At 57.0% G+C, this 14,411-nt stretch carries 13 protein-coding genes and 2 pseudogenes; 6 read left to right on the forward strand and 9 right to left on the reverse strand.

All coding sequences use genetic code 11. The features are described from left to right. The 3 genes and pseudogenes from NW870_RS11870 to NW870_RS11880 form a co-directional block, all read left to right on the forward strand. A pseudogene (locus NW870_RS11870) lies at window positions 1–154 on the forward strand (RNA-guided endonuclease TnpB family protein); the annotation flags it as partial. Window positions 155–340: 186 nt separating this feature from the next. Next, on the forward strand, window positions 341–1,696 hold the full coding sequence (accC, locus tag NW870_RS11875) for an acetyl-CoA carboxylase biotin carboxylase subunit (RefSeq protein WP_414332260.1): 1,356 nt from the start codon (window positions 341–343) through the stop codon (window positions 1,694–1,696). Window positions 1,697–1,790: 94 nt separating this feature from the next. Then, window positions 1,791–2,783 (forward strand): tyrosine-type recombinase/integrase, encoded by a 993-nt coding sequence (locus NW870_RS11880; protein ID WP_414375437.1) that lies wholly within the window; start codon window positions 1,791–1,793, stop codon window positions 2,781–2,783. A gap of 164 nt (window positions 2,784–2,947) precedes the next feature. On the opposite strand, the gene NW870_RS11885 is transcribed toward NW870_RS11880, so the two are convergent. The 4 genes from NW870_RS11885 to NW870_RS11900 form a co-directional block, all read right to left on the reverse strand. Beyond that, a complete protein-coding gene (locus NW870_RS11885; RefSeq protein ID WP_414375438.1) occupies window positions 2,948–3,961 on the reverse strand; it encodes a hypothetical protein in 1,014 nt (337 codons plus the stop codon). Further along, on the reverse strand, window positions 3,952–4,554 hold the full coding sequence (locus NW870_RS11890) for a J domain-containing protein (RefSeq protein WP_083757641.1): 603 nt from the start codon (window positions 4,552–4,554) through the stop codon (window positions 3,952–3,954). Before NW870_RS11890 ends, NW870_RS11885 begins: the two co-directional genes overlap by 10 nt. A 96-nt stretch (window positions 4,555–4,650) precedes the next feature. Further along, the gene (locus tag NW870_RS11895; RefSeq protein WP_414344206.1) at window positions 4,651–4,887 is read right to left on the reverse strand and encodes an ATP-binding cassette domain-containing protein; all 237 of its coding nucleotides are present in this window, start codon (window positions 4,885–4,887) and stop codon (window positions 4,651–4,653) included. 193 nt (window positions 4,888–5,080) lie between these two features. Then, window positions 5,081–5,506, reverse strand: a complete 426-nt coding sequence (locus tag NW870_RS11900; protein WP_414375440.1) for a hypothetical protein — start codon at window positions 5,504–5,506, stop codon at window positions 5,081–5,083. A gap of 94 nt (window positions 5,507–5,600) precedes the next feature. Here NW870_RS11900 and NW870_RS11905 point away from each other — a divergent pair, with 94 nt between their 5' ends. Next, window positions 5,601–6,272, forward strand: coding sequence for an exopolysaccharide biosynthesis protein (locus NW870_RS11905; RefSeq protein WP_238376955.1), 672 nt, complete (start codon window positions 5,601–5,603; stop codon window positions 6,270–6,272). A gap of 17 nt (window positions 6,273–6,289) precedes the next feature. On the opposite strand, the gene NW870_RS11910 is transcribed toward NW870_RS11905, so the two are convergent. The 5 genes and pseudogenes from NW870_RS11910 to sufB form a co-directional block, all read right to left on the reverse strand. Beyond that, complete coding sequence (locus NW870_RS11910; protein WP_414375441.1) at window positions 6,290–7,453, reverse strand: S-layer homology domain-containing protein; 1,164 nt, start codon at window positions 7,451–7,453, stop codon at window positions 6,290–6,292. Window positions 7,454–7,761: 308 nt separating this feature from the next. Then, window positions 7,762–9,063 carry a Fe-S cluster assembly protein SufD gene (gene sufD / locus NW870_RS11915; RefSeq protein WP_414375443.1) on the reverse strand — a complete coding sequence of 434 codons (1,302 nt, stop codon included), beginning with the start codon at window positions 9,061–9,063 and terminating at the stop codon, window positions 7,762–7,764. Further along, a complete protein-coding gene (gene sufC / locus NW870_RS11920; protein WP_414357843.1) occupies window positions 9,060–9,875 on the reverse strand; it encodes a Fe-S cluster assembly ATPase SufC in 816 nt (271 codons plus the stop codon). The genes sufD and sufC overlap by 4 nt, the downstream gene beginning before the upstream one ends. A gap of 97 nt (window positions 9,876–9,972) precedes the next feature. Further along, window positions 9,973–10,370, reverse strand: a pseudogene (gene mscL / locus NW870_RS11925) (large-conductance mechanosensitive channel protein MscL). Between the two features lie 128 nt (window positions 10,371–10,498). Next, entirely contained in the window at window positions 10,499–11,935 is a 1,437-nt protein-coding gene (sufB, locus tag NW870_RS11930) for a Fe-S cluster assembly protein SufB (protein ID WP_414375444.1), read from the reverse strand. A 179-nt stretch (window positions 11,936–12,114) separates the two neighbouring features. Between sufB and sufR the strand changes: the two genes are divergently transcribed. Both sufR and NW870_RS11940 read left to right on the forward strand, forming a co-directional pair. Further along, window positions 12,115–12,831, forward strand: coding sequence for an iron-sulfur cluster biosynthesis transcriptional regulator SufR (sufR, locus tag NW870_RS11935; protein ID WP_414357848.1), 717 nt, complete (start codon window positions 12,115–12,117; stop codon window positions 12,829–12,831). 289 nt (window positions 12,832–13,120) lie between these two features. Then, entirely contained in the window at window positions 13,121–14,191 is a 1,071-nt protein-coding gene (locus NW870_RS11940) for a 3-deoxy-7-phosphoheptulonate synthase (RefSeq protein WP_414357850.1), read from the forward strand. The last annotated feature ends 220 nt before the right edge of the window (window positions 14,192–14,411 follow it).

Below are 14,411 nucleotides of genomic sequence, written 5' to 3' on the forward strand. Positions count from 1 at the left end.
CTGTGGATGGGAAGGGGATGCGGATTTGAATGGTGCGAATGTGATTGCGCTCTTGGGGGCTGTCGTAAACCAGCCTAGAGGTCCGGGCTTGTTTTGTTCTCTGGTAGAGCAGAACAGGCTCAGGGCTACTGAAAGCCCGCTCCGTACCGCTTAGCGGTCGGAGCCGGGTAGTTTACTCCTACCTAGGTTGTCGACTGGATGGGCTGAATGTGGGATCCCCACCAGCCTTCTCTATTCTTCCCTCTGGTTGGCATAGTAGGATGAGCACCTAAACTTAACCTTGCGTTCACAGACTGCTGGCTTTAGCGGTCAAGTTATCTCTCTGCTCTGAACCTCCCTCATGCCGCCCATCACCAAGATCCTGATTGCCAACCGGGGTGAGATCGCCCTGCGCATCATCCGTACCTGTCAGGAAATGGGGATCCGAACTGTGGCCGTTTACTCCACTGCGGATCAGAACTCCCTGCACGTCCAACTGGCGGACGAGGCTGTTTGCGTAGGAGATGCCCCGGTGGCCAAAAGCTACCTCAACATTCCCAACATCATCTCGGCAGCCCTCACCCGCGGGGCCACTGCCATTCATCCGGGCTATGGGTTCTTGGCGGAGAATGCCAAATTTGCCGAGATGTGTGCCGACCACAACTTGATCTTCATCGGCCCCTCGCCAGAGGCGATGCGCAAGATGGGCGACAAGGCCACGGCCCGCGAGACCATGCAAGCGGTGGGGGTGCCGACGGTGCCGGGCAGCCGCGGGTTGATCACCTCTGAGGAGGAGGCAGTGAAGCTGGCGGAGAAAATCGGCTACCCCGTGATCATCAAAGCCACCGCCGGTGGCGGGGGGCGGGGTATGCGGGTGGCGCGGGATGCCCAGGAGCTGCTGAAGATGCTGCGCACCGCTCAGGGGGAAGCCCAAGCAGCCTTTGGCAACGGCGGGGTTTACTTGGAGAAGTTCATCGAGCGCCCCCGTCATGTGGAGTTTCAGATCTTGGCGGATAGCCAGGGCAATGTGGTGCATCTGTACGAGCGGGATTGCTCCATTCAACGGCGGCATCAAAAGCTGTTGGAAGAGGCCCCCAGCCCGGCTTTGACTGCAAGCTTGCGCGCCCGCATGGGAGCAGCGGCGGTGAAAGCGGCCAAGGTGGTGAATTATGTGGGGGTGGGCACGGTGGAGTTTTTGCTGGATAAAAACGGCCAGTTTTACTTCATCGAGATGAATACCCGCATCCAGGTGGAGCATCCGGTTACTGAGATGGTGACCGGGCTGGATCTGATTGCCGAGCAGATTCGCATTGCCCAAGGTCAACCCCTCACCTTTCGCCAGAAGGATGTGGAGTTGCGGGGCCATGCTATCGAATGCCGCATCAACGCCGAGGATCCCAAGCAGCAGTTTCGGCCTTGCGCTGGCACGATCAGTGCCTATTTGCCCCCTGGGGGGCCGGGGGTGCGCATGGATTCCCACATCTACACCGACTACACCATTCCCCCCTACTACGATTCGCTGCTGGGCAAGCTGATCGTCTGGGGGCCTAACCGGGCAGCAGCCATCCGCCGCATGCAGCGGGCTTTGGGGGAATGCGCCATCACTGGGGTGCCCACCACGATCCCTTTCCACCAGCAGATCCTGCGCCATGAAGCTTTTTTGAGGGGCGAAGTGTACACGGATTTCATCACCCAACACCTGCTGCCCGGCCAGTAGCCATCGACTCTCAGGTCGGGATCCCTCTCTGGACAGCAGCTGGCCACAAGTTGAGGATAAAGTTAAGGGCTAGCAGAGGGATGGAGGTAGCAGGATGAGGGAGCCTCGATCGGGCTGGGCTCAGGAGACCCATCCCCAGAGTCAGCCGACTGGCCCTGTTCCCAGCCTCAGCCATCTGGCGGCGCAATTTTTGCAGGAGCGGGAGCGGGATCTGGCCCCGGCTAGCCGCCGCACCTACCGCATCGCTCTGGAGCAGTTTGCCAAAACTTGCCCCGTGCCGCTGCCCCAGGTGCAGCCTGCCCACGTCCAGTCCTTTTTGAACAGCTTGAAGGGCCGTCCGTTTCGCAACCGCTCCGGCCAGCGGATCCACCCGCCCGCCTCTCCGGCCACCTACAACCTGAAGCGGTTGGCCTTGCAGCAATTTTTTGAATGGGCCAGCCAACGGGGCTACCTTCAGGATCCCCTGCCCACTCAAGCCATTCGACCTGCCCGCCTACCCGCTCGTTTGCCTCGCGATCTGGATCGGTTGTTGTTGCAGCGGGTGTTGCAGCGGGCCCAGAACCATTCTCTGCGCTACGCGGCTTTGATTCGCCTGATGCTGGAGTGCGGGCTGCGGGCCCAGGAGCTGTTGGACTTAACCGTTCAAGATTTTCAAATCAGCCCCGAGGGATCCCTGTTGGAAGTGCGCTGTGGCAAGGGGAGTAAACCTCGCGCTGTGGCAGTAGGGGATCCCCTCTCCGAGCTGTTGCAACAGTATCTGAGCCGAGAACGGGGCCCGTGCGCGCCGACGGATCCCTTGTTTGTTTCCCAATCTCGCTGCTTGGCCTACCGGGGGCGCCCCCTCACCTACGATGGCCTGCGGCATATTGTGCTCAAGCTAACCGAGCCTGAGCCGGGACATCAAACCCCCCACCAGTTTCGCCACAGTTTTGCCACCTTGTTGCTGGATCGCGGCGTTGCCCCCGAACACATTCAGCACTTGCTGGGCCACACAACTGCCGCCATGACGATGCGCTACACCCAGCGGGCCAACTTGAGAGCAGCCATCGCCCGTTCCCGCGAGATCTTGGATCAGGGCTTGGTTTAGGGATCCCTGGCTGTACTATGGCCTCTGTCGTTTCCAGTGAGACAGACGCGGATTGCTCGCAGAAAGAGGGATCCCCAAAAAGAGATCAAGGATCCTCAAGGACGGACAAACCTGACTAAGGTGGTTGGAATGACCTGAAAACAACCGATAACCAATGGGTTATTTCAAGTTACACGCTGGAGAGGAATATAGAGCACATGCTCTCTCCCCTTGCCAATGGGCAACTGCGGCCCAAGACTGGCCTTCTGTTGTTCCAACCAGATGATCAGGTTTTTGTTCTCAGGATAGTATTCCAAAACATACTTGATGAAGTCATCAATTGTACATGGCTCGTTGAAACCTCCCATCCACTGATGAAAGTGGCTATGCACTTCGCTGGCTATAGTAATCAGGTTGGAAAGATTTGCTGCAATCTTTGGATAGTGCGCTTCAGAGTAGAGATGGTGAACCGTTAGGCTACTGGCTGTTTTTCGAGTAACTGTACAGAGATTTTTATCCCTTCTTCTTGCAAGCTCTTTTGCTCTTTCTATCTGCCTTTGTCTATCCTGGATTGTCTTGACGATTGCCTGAATCTGGGGTTCAATGCGTTCGCCAACATCTCGACACCAGTCTTTTCTGTGGTTTTGCTTGAGGACTTCTACCATAATCTTGGCAAGCTCATAGATGCCTCGCAAAGAGAGGTAGACAGTGTCGTCGTTGCCAAAGCGTGTGTAATGAACGTCTTTGATGAGTTTACTTTGTTTTGATGCAATCTCAAGCGCTTTCTTAAGGTAATCAGTTCGAGTTCCAAAGATCGTCACAACATCTTGAAGAGATAGCCAAAACTGATCTTGTCTTCTGACCAGAGAGGAGCTGTTTTCGAGGATCCTATGATCCACCAGAGCCTTCTGCCTCTTGCGATACTCTTCCTTGAACCAATTCCTAATGCTTGTGTCTGTAGAGTACTTACGACCTTGCTCTGACCTAGACCTTAAAAAGGATAAAATGGCGTAAGCACCAGACTGCGTGTATTCTCTCAGCCCCGAACTTTTGTTGATAACGCGATAGTCTTTACCTTCCACCAGTTCCCACTCATCATCAGGGATACTGTCAAAGTAGGCTTCAATCTCCCTGAGTTCCTCAAGGCTGATACCCAAAAATTCGGCGAGCTTGTTTGAAGAAACATAGACTATAGCCATTGCTCAAATTTCTCCGTAAGGCTTTTGTAGAAGAGAGTCAATCGCTGGAAAATTTTGTCATCCCCGGTTGGAGAATCGGGATGGTAGATCTTGCTCAGGCGATAAAAGGCAGCTTTGATGTCCTCATTGGTAGCTCGATCGGGGTCAAGTCCAAAAACCCGCCATGGCAAGTCGTACTTGAAGATGTTGATCCCGTTGATGCAGCCATACCCCTCTTCCCCCTCTTCGTTGGGAAGGATCCCGATGTGCTGACGATAAATGCGCTCCAAATCGTCTATGTTGGATAAGCTCAGCTTGCCCATGCCGCTGGTTGCCAGTTTGAAGCTGGCTGACTTTCTCAGCTCGGCTGCGTTTTTAACGCCAAAGTGGTTGTAAATCGCTTTCTGCAGCTCTTTGACAGACAACCGAGGCGGTGGCTGTAGCTGCCTGACCACAAACCGCGCAAAATTCTCCAGGAGTTCCTTAGAGATGCCGTAGGTATCGGAAAGGCGCTGGATTTCTGCAGCAATCGCCCCTTGCGGATCGGGCTTGGTCTCTTCTCTTGAGGTTGCCCTAGTTGTTTTTGGTTTTGTGCTGGCGGCTTTTTTGGGCATGGCTTCCCCTCAAGTCAGTGATGCCAAGTGTAGATCCGCACAAAACTTATAGGCTGTCTGTGAATTTATTTGCACAATGATGCAGACAATCTTAGGTCAGTGTAACAATGTTGCCGGTACCTGTAAAGCTTTGCACCACATAAGCTTCGCCATACCGATGCCCAGTTGGATGGCTTGGTGTGGGGAGCAGATCCGCACTGGGCGGCCTCGCAGGCGAATCTCGCCAGCATCCGGCTGGTAGAGGCCCGCCAGCATGTTCATCAGGGTGGTTTTCCCGGCGCCATTCTCCCCCCGGAGAGCGTAAATCTCCCCGGCCCGTAGTTCAAAGTCCACGCTAGAGCGCCCCCAGCTTGCCTGTTCGGTTGAGTTCCCCCGCCAGGATCCCTACCAGACAGGCTCTCTCATAAAAAGGCTGATCATAAATGGAAGGCTCTCTGAAGAAAGAGGTACACAGGTTGAGTACCACCTTTCCTTGGCAGTGAACGTATTTCCGGCTACTTTTCAGCGCCAACTTGGGGGCGACCTCTCAGCTTTTGGGGATCAGCCGCTTCGGACAGGCAGTACGGATGTGGGATTCGCTCAGGTCGGGCATGAGAGCCAAGGCCCGTTGGGCATCAATCTGGGCTTCGCACACCGCCTCCAGCACCTGTTCGGCCATCAGGGAAAGGGGCATATCAGCGGTTTGTTCGGGGTCGGTATCCACGGAAATTGGTCGGACTCCCACAGGGGGGGGTGGCAACACCGGCGGAGCTGCCTGCGGGGATAGGGTGGTGGAAGTGCCCACCTCCAACTGCGCTTCTGCCAGGGCCACACCGCGCCCCACCATCAACAGGGATCCCAGCAGCAGGAGCCATCCCAGCCCACGCCCCCCTTTGCGGAACTGAGTCGGAGCCTTCTGCTGTCGCTCAAGGCTGCTGATGTTTACGGCCCTCTTGAACCTGTCACCGAGCATGTCACCTCTCCGAAACCACCCCTTTGCTCAAGATATCCAACACAACTTGAATTTGCAGTAGGCTATCGTTGGCCCTCCAGGTAGTGCCCACCCGTTGCCAAACTTTGCCCGCTCCAGCCCTGCCCCCTCTATGGCCCGTCTGTCTCAAGAGCTAGCCCGGTTTTCCCGCCTTCCCGAGAGCCCAGAGCAACCCGAACCCTCCCCGGAAGGGTTGATCCGCATCGAAGACATTCTAAAACTGGCGGGCGAGCGCAGTTTTGGCTTGTTTTTGGCGGTGCTCTCTTTCCCTTCTGCTTTGCCTCTGCCGGCTCCCGGCTATTCCACTCCCTTTGGCGTGGTCATCCTGTTGCTGGCCGCACAAATGCTGGCAGGGCGAACCACTCCTTGGCTGCCGAAATGGGTGTTGCAGACCTCTATTGAACGGAAGCATTTTCAAAAGTGGGTGCAGGCTGGGATCCCATGGTTGCAGCGCATTGAAAAAATTGCCCGCCCCCGTTGGAAGCAGCTTTGCACCACACGGCTCGGCCAAGTCTGGCTGGGCACCTGGATTGGCTTGATGGGGATTTCCATGATCATCCCCGTTCCAGGCACCAACACCCTGCCGGCAATGGGGGTTTTCGTCACCGCCTTTGGCCTCCTGGAAGAAGACGGGATCCTGTGCAGCTTGGGATCCCTGATCTGTGTAGCAGGAGGACTGCTGACCACTTCCATTTTGATCGGCCTGTGGTTGGGGGGAACAACCCTTTTGGATTGGCTGGGAAGATAGCTATGCCAGCACCGCTTTTATCGGGATGCTGGGGTCAGCGCCAGATCCTGAGTGAGGCGCAGCTCGATCACCTGATTGGGATCCAGCACCACCACCTGTGGTGCCGTTACATTGCCGATCACCGCTCCGGCCACCCCCGCCCCCAGCACTTCTTCTGTGGCAATGGCATTGTCTCCGGTTACCAAGCCGAGAATGGCGCCCGCTGCCGCGCCGATGGCTGCATCCTGAATGATTTTGCCTGTGGTGGTGTAGCGGGGATCCTTGACATCGTGAATGATGTCCGATTGGGCAGCCAAGGGGAACAGTTGGTTGTTGACGATAATGCTTTCCGCCACAAAACGGGTGCCCCCTGGGGCCGGCTCAAAGCGGCCATCCACCCGTGAGCCAAAAGGCACCAGAATATCCCCCTGGGCGTTGCGAATCGGGTTGCGGACGATCAAAGACATGGGCCGGGTTTCGTTGGGGGCAATGAAGAGGCGCTCGTTGAAGGGGGTGGTGGTTTGCATCAGGGTGCCCGCCGCTAGGGTGGAAAGGCGCAGGTCAAAGCCTGGCTGGGAACCGGAGGGCAAGCCCCCTGGGTTTTGTGCCACCAAGGATCCCCGGTTAAGCATGGCCTGGTGGGTGAAGGCTGCTACCTCGGCACGGGTGGCGGGGCGGTTGGGTTCCAAGAGCATCGGGTCTGGATAATTGACAATCAACCCGGCGCGGTTGGCCGCCGCAATTTGTGCCAGGGCCCAATTGGGGATGGCTGCCGCATCTCGATAGCGGCTGAAGAGATCACTGGGCTGAGCGGCTGGGATCGCTCCCGTGTTGCCAATGGCGTTGGTCAAAACCACCAGCGCTTCGGTGCGGGTAACGGGCTGTTCAGGACGGAAGGTGCCATCAGGAAAGCCTGCGACTAAGTTGTTGGCCGCTGCCGTCGAGATGGCACTGGCTGCCCAGTGGGTGGGGGGCACATCCCGAAAGCCGATAAAAGTACCGGAGGTATTGCGGAGGCGGAAAGCGGTATTGACAATGGTGGCAAACTGAGCGCGGGTCACCGGCTCATTGGGGCGGAAGGTACCATCGGGGAAGCCGTTCAACACTCCTTGAGCGGAGAGGGTCTCAATGTAGGCTTGGGCCCAGTGGCCAAAGGTGTCGCGGAAGGGAGCGGCCATGGCCACCTGGCAGTGGATGCCCAAGACAGCTCCCGATAGGAGTATGCCTGCTGCACGTGGATTTAAAAGAGAGGGAAACATCGTTCGTTCACCGAGTTGTCGTAGCGCCCATCGCTGGGTCAATGGCTACTCTTATTCTGGCTATTTCCTCAGTGATGACAATGGCTAAAACCCTTGCTCTGTGGTAATTTGAGCGTTTCTAGCCCAAGATTTGCAGCAAAACGCAACTGCGGAGGATTGATAAGGAAGCTCCTAAATCTCTGTCGCGCCAGTGCTGCCTATCCATCACGCCCCAGCCTGGCCACTCTTGAGGGTCATGGGGGAGCAAAAACCTATTGGTTGAATGCATGGGATCCCAACTGGCGGGCCACCAGGGTGGGAAGCCAAGCCAAAGGGATCCCTTCCAGGGCTTCTGCTGCAAAAGCGCAGGTGAGAAGTTGCCTGGCCTCAGCTTGGGGAATACCCCGGCTTTGCAGATAAAAGATCTCTTCCGCCTCCAGTTGGCTGACGGTGGCCCCATGGGCGCATTTGACGTTATCGGCAAAGATCTCCAGTTGCGGCTGGGTGTCGACCCGGGCTTTGGGGCCTAGGAGCAGGTTGCGGTTGGTCTGGGCGGCGTCCGTCAGTTGGGCCTCTCGGCTCACCAGAATCCGTCCGCTGAAGACCGCATGGGCCGTCTCGTCCACAATGCACTTGTGCAATTGGCGGCTGCTGCCGTGGGGGGCCTGATGCACCAGGCGGGAGTGGGTGTCGCTGTGCTGGGATCCCTTCAGCAGCGTTAGCCCCTGCAGTTGGGTGTGGGCCTGGGCTCCGGCCTGGGTGACCTCCAGGTTGTGGCGGGAAAACCGGGATCCCCACTGAATCGCCTGGAGGCGGTAGTGGCTGTTGCGGCTTTGGCGCACGGCGGTCTGGTTGATGTGAAAAGCCTGAGACCCCTGCCGCTGCAGGATCACATGGTGCAAGCGGGATCCCTCTGCCAAGAGGATCTCGGTTACAGCGTTGCCAAAGGGGATCCCGGATCCCAGGGATACATGATCTTCGATCAGCGTGAGGGAGCTGTGGGCTTGCAAAGACAGCAGGCAGCGGGGCTGGGCCAAAACGGCCTCTCCCTCAGGAGCCACCGTTATGAACAGCAGGTGCAGCGGTGACGGAACTTCCTGGCCGGGCTGTAGGCCAATCTGGATCCCATCTCCCAGATGAGCGGTGTTGAGGGCCGTAAACACATCCGTCTTGGCCAGGGTTTGCAGCAACTCCCCTGGGGCTTGGGCTAAAGGGATCACCTGCAAAGCGGTGGGCAGGCCGCTCAAATCAGAAAGCTGGGGGGCAAAGTAGCCGTTGACGAACACGGCGCGGCTATAGCTGGCTTCCGGCCAAAGCCAGGGCTCTAGGGTTGCCGCATCCAGAGCCGGATCCGCCGCGACAGCCAGGCGAAACTCGTGGGCCAGCAGCGGCGAGAGATCGCTGTATTTCCAATCTTCTTCCCGTGGGGTCGGGATCCCCAGTTCGGCCAATTGGGCGCGGGCCTGCTGCCTAAGGGTGGTGTAGGGATCCTGCCTTTCGGGGATTTGGCCGAGGATGTGCTCCAGGAATAGGCGGCTCTCTGGGGCGAAAGGTTTGGGCAAGGTGGCGCTCATCCCTCTTCCTCCCGCCGGGATGTTGCGGCTGCTGATTCTTGGCCCAACTGAGTTTTGATCCAGTCGTAGCCCCGTTCTTCCAGCTCCAGCGCCAAGGTCTTGTCCCCGCTGATGACAATACGCCCCCCTTCCATCACATGCACGTGGTCGGGGGTTACATAGTCCAGCAAGCGTTGGTAGTGGGTGATCAAGAGCATGGCATTCTCAGGGCCGGCCAGTCGGTTGATGCCGTGGGCCACAATGCGCAGCGCGTCGATATCCAGACCGGAATCCGTCTCGTCCAAAATGGCCAGCGTAGGCTCCAACACCGCCATTTGCAGGATCTCGTTGCGCTTTTTCTCGCCGCCGGAAAAGCCCTCATTCACAGAGCGCTCCAAAAAAACGGGATCCATTTTGACAATATCCAACTTTTCCCGTACCAGGTCGTCAAAATCCAGAGCATCCAGTTCCGGCTGATCCCGATATTTCTGGCGAGCGTTGTAGGCGGCGCGCAGGAAATCCAAGTTGCTCACCCCTGGGATTTCGATGGGGTATTGAAATGCCAAAAAGATCCCTGCCCAAGCCCTCTCTTCTGGCTCCATCTCCAAGAGATTTTTTCCCAGGTAGAGGATCTCGCCCCCCGTCACCCTGTAGTCAGGGTGGCCGGCTAAGATCTTGGAAAAAGTGCTTTTTCCAGAGCCATTGGGGCCCATGATGGCGTGGATTTCTCCGGCGCGAATTTCCAGGCTCAACCCCTTGAGAATGGGGGTGCCGTCGATCTCGGCGCTGAGATCTCGAACGGATAAGATGACAGGGCTGTTTTCACGGATCATGGCTAGACTCTAGGGTTGACACCGAAGGGCAGGAGCTGAAAAGTTAAGGGATCCCTAAACCAGGTTTGGATTTTGGGCCTAAGGATCCCCTATAGCTCTATTGGGAGTGGCGATTGAGGATATCCCGGATCTCTGTCAGCAAAACCACTTCTGGTGGGGGCAATGTGGGAGGAGATTCTTCCTCCTTTCGCTGTAGGGTGTTGATCGCCTTCACCAGTAAGAAGATGGCAAAAGCGATAATCACAAAATCAAACACAGCTTGCAGAAAGCTACCGTAGTTAATCGTAACTGGGTCTTCAGGACTTCCACCGATTTCCCAGCCAAGTGCTGGAAGTTCACTCCACCAATAATCAAGCCTAAAACCGGAGTAAATAGATCTGCTACGAAAGAAGTCACGATCTTCCCAAAAGCACCTCCAATAACAACGCCAACAGCCAAATCTAAGGCATTGCCCCGGCTAATAAAGTTTTTGAACTCCTCCAGAAATGCCCGCATAGGGAACTTCTCCTGCCTAGCCTTTATAGTTCAAAACCTCTCTGCCTTGGGAGTCACCCCTCTCCTGAAATCCCACTGATGTCAGTAGCCTCTCCCCAGCTGCTTAGCTTCACGTCGGGAACAATCCCCTAGCCGACGGATCCCTCTAACTTCAGGCTCAGCAACCGATCGGCTTCTACGGCAAACTCCATCGGCAATTGGTTGAACACCTCTCGGCAGAAGCCGCTGATGATCATGGACACGGCATCTTCCATGCCGATCCCGCGCGACTGGAAATAGAACAATTGCTCCTCTCCAATCTTGGAGGTGGAAGCTTCGTGCTCCACTTTGGTGGTGTTGTTTTGCACCTCAATATAGGGGAAGGTGTTGGCGCTGCACTGATCCCCAATCAACATGGAATCGCACTGGGAAAAGTTGCGGGCACCTTCCGCTTTCGGCCCGATTTTGACCAGGCCGCGGTAGCTGTTTTTGGAGTGCCCAGCCGAGATCCCTTTGGAGATAATTTTGCTGCGGGTGTTGCGGCCCACGTGAATCATCTTGGTGCCGGTATCGGCCTGCTGGTAGTGGTTGGTGAGGGCAACCGAGTAAAATTCGCCCACCGAGTTTTCCCCCACCAGCACACAGCTGGGGTACTTCCAGGTGATGGCGGAGCCGGTCTCCACTTGCGTCCAGGAGATCTTGGAGTTTGCCCCCTGACACAGGCCGCGCTTGGTTACAAAGTTATAAATGCCCCCTTTGCCGTTTTCGTCGCCGGCATACCAGTTCTGTACCGTCGAGTACTTGATCTCGGCATTGTCTAGGGCGATCAGCTCCACCACCGCCGCATGCAGTTGGTTGGTGTCGAACATGGGGGCAGTACACCCTTCCAAGTAGCTGACGTAGGATCCCTCGTCGGCAATGATCAGGGTGCGCTCAAACTGGCCCGATTCGCCGTTGTTGATGCGGAAATAGGTGGAGAGCTCCATCGGGCAGCGCACCCCTTTGGGCACATAGACAAAGGAGCCATCGCTAAACACCGCCGAGTTCAGCGCCGCGTAGTAGTTATCGGCAATGGGAACCACACTGCCCAAGTACTTGCGCACCAGCTCCGGATACTCCCGCAGCGCCTCTGACATGGAGCAGAAAATCACGCCTTCCTTGGCCAGCTTTTCCCGGAAGGTGGTGGCTACCGAAACGCTGTCGAAGATGGCATCCACCGCCACATTGGCCAGCCGCTTCTGTTCAGACAAGGGGATCCCCAATTTCTCGAAGGTCTCCAACAGCACCGGATCCACTTCGTCCAGGCTCTTTTTCTTGGGCTGCACCTTGGGGGCCGAGTAGTAGACAATGTTTTGGTAGTCAATGGGCGGGTAGCTGACGTTGGGCCAGGTGGGCTCGCTCATCTTCAGCCACTGGCGGTAGGCCCGCAGCCGGAACTCTAGCATAAAGTCCGGCTCCCCTTTCTTGGCCCAGATCTGCCGAATCACCTCTTCGTTCAAGCCTTTGCCAATCGACTCAGAGGGGATGTCGGTTACAAAGCCGTACTTGTAGGGCTGGTTGACCAGGGCGCGGACACTTGTAGACATGGATGGCTCTCAGAGAGTGACAGGGTAGAAACGCGACCAAGCTAGATGGCCAAATAAAACAACAGAGTTGTTGTTTAACTGATCCTCAGGTTACTTTAGCAATGATCCCGTTGTCAAAATAGCAGAGAGCTGTGCTGGCAGCGGCAGCCGATTAACCCAGTCTAACCAGGAGGGCGAGGGTGGACAGCACGCGCAAGATCACCGGGCAGGTCGCTCAACCCGCTTCGAGTAAGCAGGCCATCTTGGTCTACCTGCGCAAGGCGGGGCAGGCCAACGCCCAAACGCTGGCAGAGCACCTGCGCATTTCTCCCCAGGCCATCCGCCGCCACCTCAAGGATCTGGAGGCAGAGGGGTTGATCCAACATATCGCTCAACCCAATGGCCTAGGCCGCCCCCAGCATCTCTATCAGCTCAGTCCCTTGGGAGAAGAGCAATTTCCCGCCAGCTACGATGAGTTTGCCCTTGGTCTGCTCAACACCCTGGCCGAAACTCTGGGATCCGAGCAGATGGGATCCCTTCTCCACCACCAGTGGCAGCGCAAAGCCCGGGAGTATCAGGCCCAGCTGGGATCCGGATCCCTGCGGGAGCGGCTGGAGCGTTTGGTGCAGTTGCGCCAGGCAGAGGGTTACATGGCGGAGTACTACCCCTATCCTGCCGACCTGACTGTGCCGATGGCAGCAGAGGGATCCGAGTATTACGTCGAGCAGTATGTGTTGGTTGAGCACAATTGCGCCATTGCCCAGATTGCCCACACCTTTCCCAGCGTCTGCGGCCACGAGCTGGAGATGTTTGCTGCCGCCTTGCCCGATTGCCGAGTAGAGCGCATCACCTGGCAGGTGCAGGGAGAACACCCCTGCGGCTACTGGATTGCCAAGCCGGCGGCTCGGTCGGCTTAAGACTTCCCGCTGGTCTCTCCGCCAGGAAACCGGATCCCTGAGGTGTCAAACGAGGTTTTTTCGGGTATAGTTATCTCGTACAGGTTTTAAGTTTGCTCTCCGCATGGTCTGGCGCGCTTCCTTTTTTGGCTACTTTACCTTTCCCTGGCAACGACCAGGGCGGAAGGGTGGCGCGTAAACTAAAGACCTAGGTTTACCCGAGTCAGTCCTGAAGCCCTGAGCCCAGCGCCAGGGCTTTTTTGATGGCTCGACGACCCCATCCACCCACTTGCACACTAAGGACAGTTCCATGCCCCCCCAAACCGACAATTGCAACATCCAAGAGGTGACTCCCTTGATTGCCCCTGCTGCTGTCAAGGCCAAGCTGCCCCTTACGGAAACGGCAGCGCAAGTGGTGCTCTCCACTCGGCAAGCCATCCGCGACATCATCCACGGACGGGATCTCCATCGCTTGGTGGTGATCGTCGGCCCCTGTTCCATCCACGATCCCGCAGCGGCTCTGGAGTATGCCCATCGCCTCAAGCGGGTGGCCGACCAAACTCGGGAGCACCTGGTGATCGTTATGCGCACGTATTTTGAGAAACCCCGCACCACGGTGGGCTGGAAGGGCCTGATCAACGATCCCCACCTGGATGGTTCGTGCGACATTGCCACCGGCTTGCAACTGGCCCGTTCCATTCTCCTGCAGATCAACGAGCTGGGCCTGGCCTGTGCTACCGAGATGCTGGATCCGGTGACCCCTCAATACACGGCGGATCTGGTGAGCTGGGCGGCCATTGGCGCCAGAACCATCGAAAGCCAAACTCACCGGGAAATGGCCAGCGGTCTCTCCATGCCTGTGGGCTTCAAAAACGGCACCGATGGACGGCTGGAAATCGCTCTCAATGCCATCCTCTCCGCCAGCCATCCCCACAGTTTCTTGGGCATTGGCCAAGATGGCATGACGGCTTTGGTAAAAACCACCGGCAACCCGGATCGGCACATCGTGTTGCGGGGGGGAGGGGGCAAGACCAACTACGGCCCGGAAGATGTGGCGCGGGCAGCACTGCTGATGAAGGATCAAGGGATCCCTCGCTCGGTGATGGTGGACTGCTCCCATGACAACTCCCACAAAAATTACCGCAACCAGGGATCCGTCTGTCGGGCGGTGCTACAGCAGTACCAGGCGGGGCAGCGGGCTTTGATGGGACTGATGCTGGAGAGCAACCTCTATCCGGGCAAGCAAACCTGGCATGAGGGGGCACCGCTCCAGTACGGGGTTTCCATCACCGATGGCTGCATCGGCTGGGAAGAGACGGAAGATCTGTTGCGGGAGATGGCGGCGACCGTAGAGGGAAGAGCGTTGGCCCTCAGCCGCTGAGGGACGGGGATCCCGGAGTTTGTTAAAGAATCAAAAAGGAAATGGGGACAAGGGGCAGCCTGCTCCTAGGGTCGAGCCAAGGTTTCGTTGTTTCGCCAGGCCCTGCGGGATAGGGTCTCCAGGTCGAGCTGGGAGGTTGTGATGGAGCATGACTCTAGTCAATAATAAGCTCAACTATACTGAAAATAATGTATAATATGTTCAGTACGGATTACTACCA

The organism is Synechococcus sp. R50.1, assembly GCF_047462115.1.
Lineage (GTDB): Bacteria > Cyanobacteriota > Cyanobacteriia > Thermostichales > Thermostichaceae > Thermostichus.

What these genes read in the sequence shown, in the direction of transcription:
- accC (WP_414332260.1), top strand. Translation starts at nt 341, where the DNA reads ATGCCGCCCATCACCAAGATCCTGATTGCCAACCGGGGTGAGATCGCC.
- NW870_RS11880 (WP_414375437.1), top strand. Translation starts at nt 1,791, where the DNA reads ATGAGGGAGCCTCGATCGGGCTGGGCTCAGGAGACCCATCCCCAGAGT.
- NW870_RS11885 (WP_414375438.1), bottom strand. Translation starts at nt 3,961, where the DNA reads ATGGCTATAGTCTATGTTTCTTCAAACAAGCTCGCCGAATTTTTGGGT.
- NW870_RS11890 (WP_083757641.1), bottom strand. Translation starts at nt 4,554, where the DNA reads ATGCCCAAAAAAGCCGCCAGCACAAAACCAAAAACAACTAGGGCAACC.
- NW870_RS11900 (WP_414375440.1), bottom strand. Translation starts at nt 5,506, where the DNA reads ATGCTCGGTGACAGGTTCAAGAGGGCCGTAAACATCAGCAGCCTTGAG.
- sufD (WP_414375443.1), bottom strand. Translation starts at nt 9,063, where the DNA reads ATGAGCGCCACCTTGCCCAAACCTTTCGCCCCAGAGAGCCGCCTATTC.
- sufC (WP_414357843.1), bottom strand. Translation starts at nt 9,875, where the DNA reads ATGATCCGTGAAAACAGCCCTGTCATCTTATCCGTTCGAGATCTCAGC.
- sufB (WP_414375444.1), bottom strand. Translation starts at nt 11,935, where the DNA reads ATGTCTACAAGTGTCCGCGCCCTGGTCAACCAGCCCTACAAGTACGGC.
- NW870_RS11940 (WP_414357850.1), top strand. Translation starts at nt 13,121, where the DNA reads ATGCCCCCCCAAACCGACAATTGCAACATCCAAGAGGTGACTCCCTTG.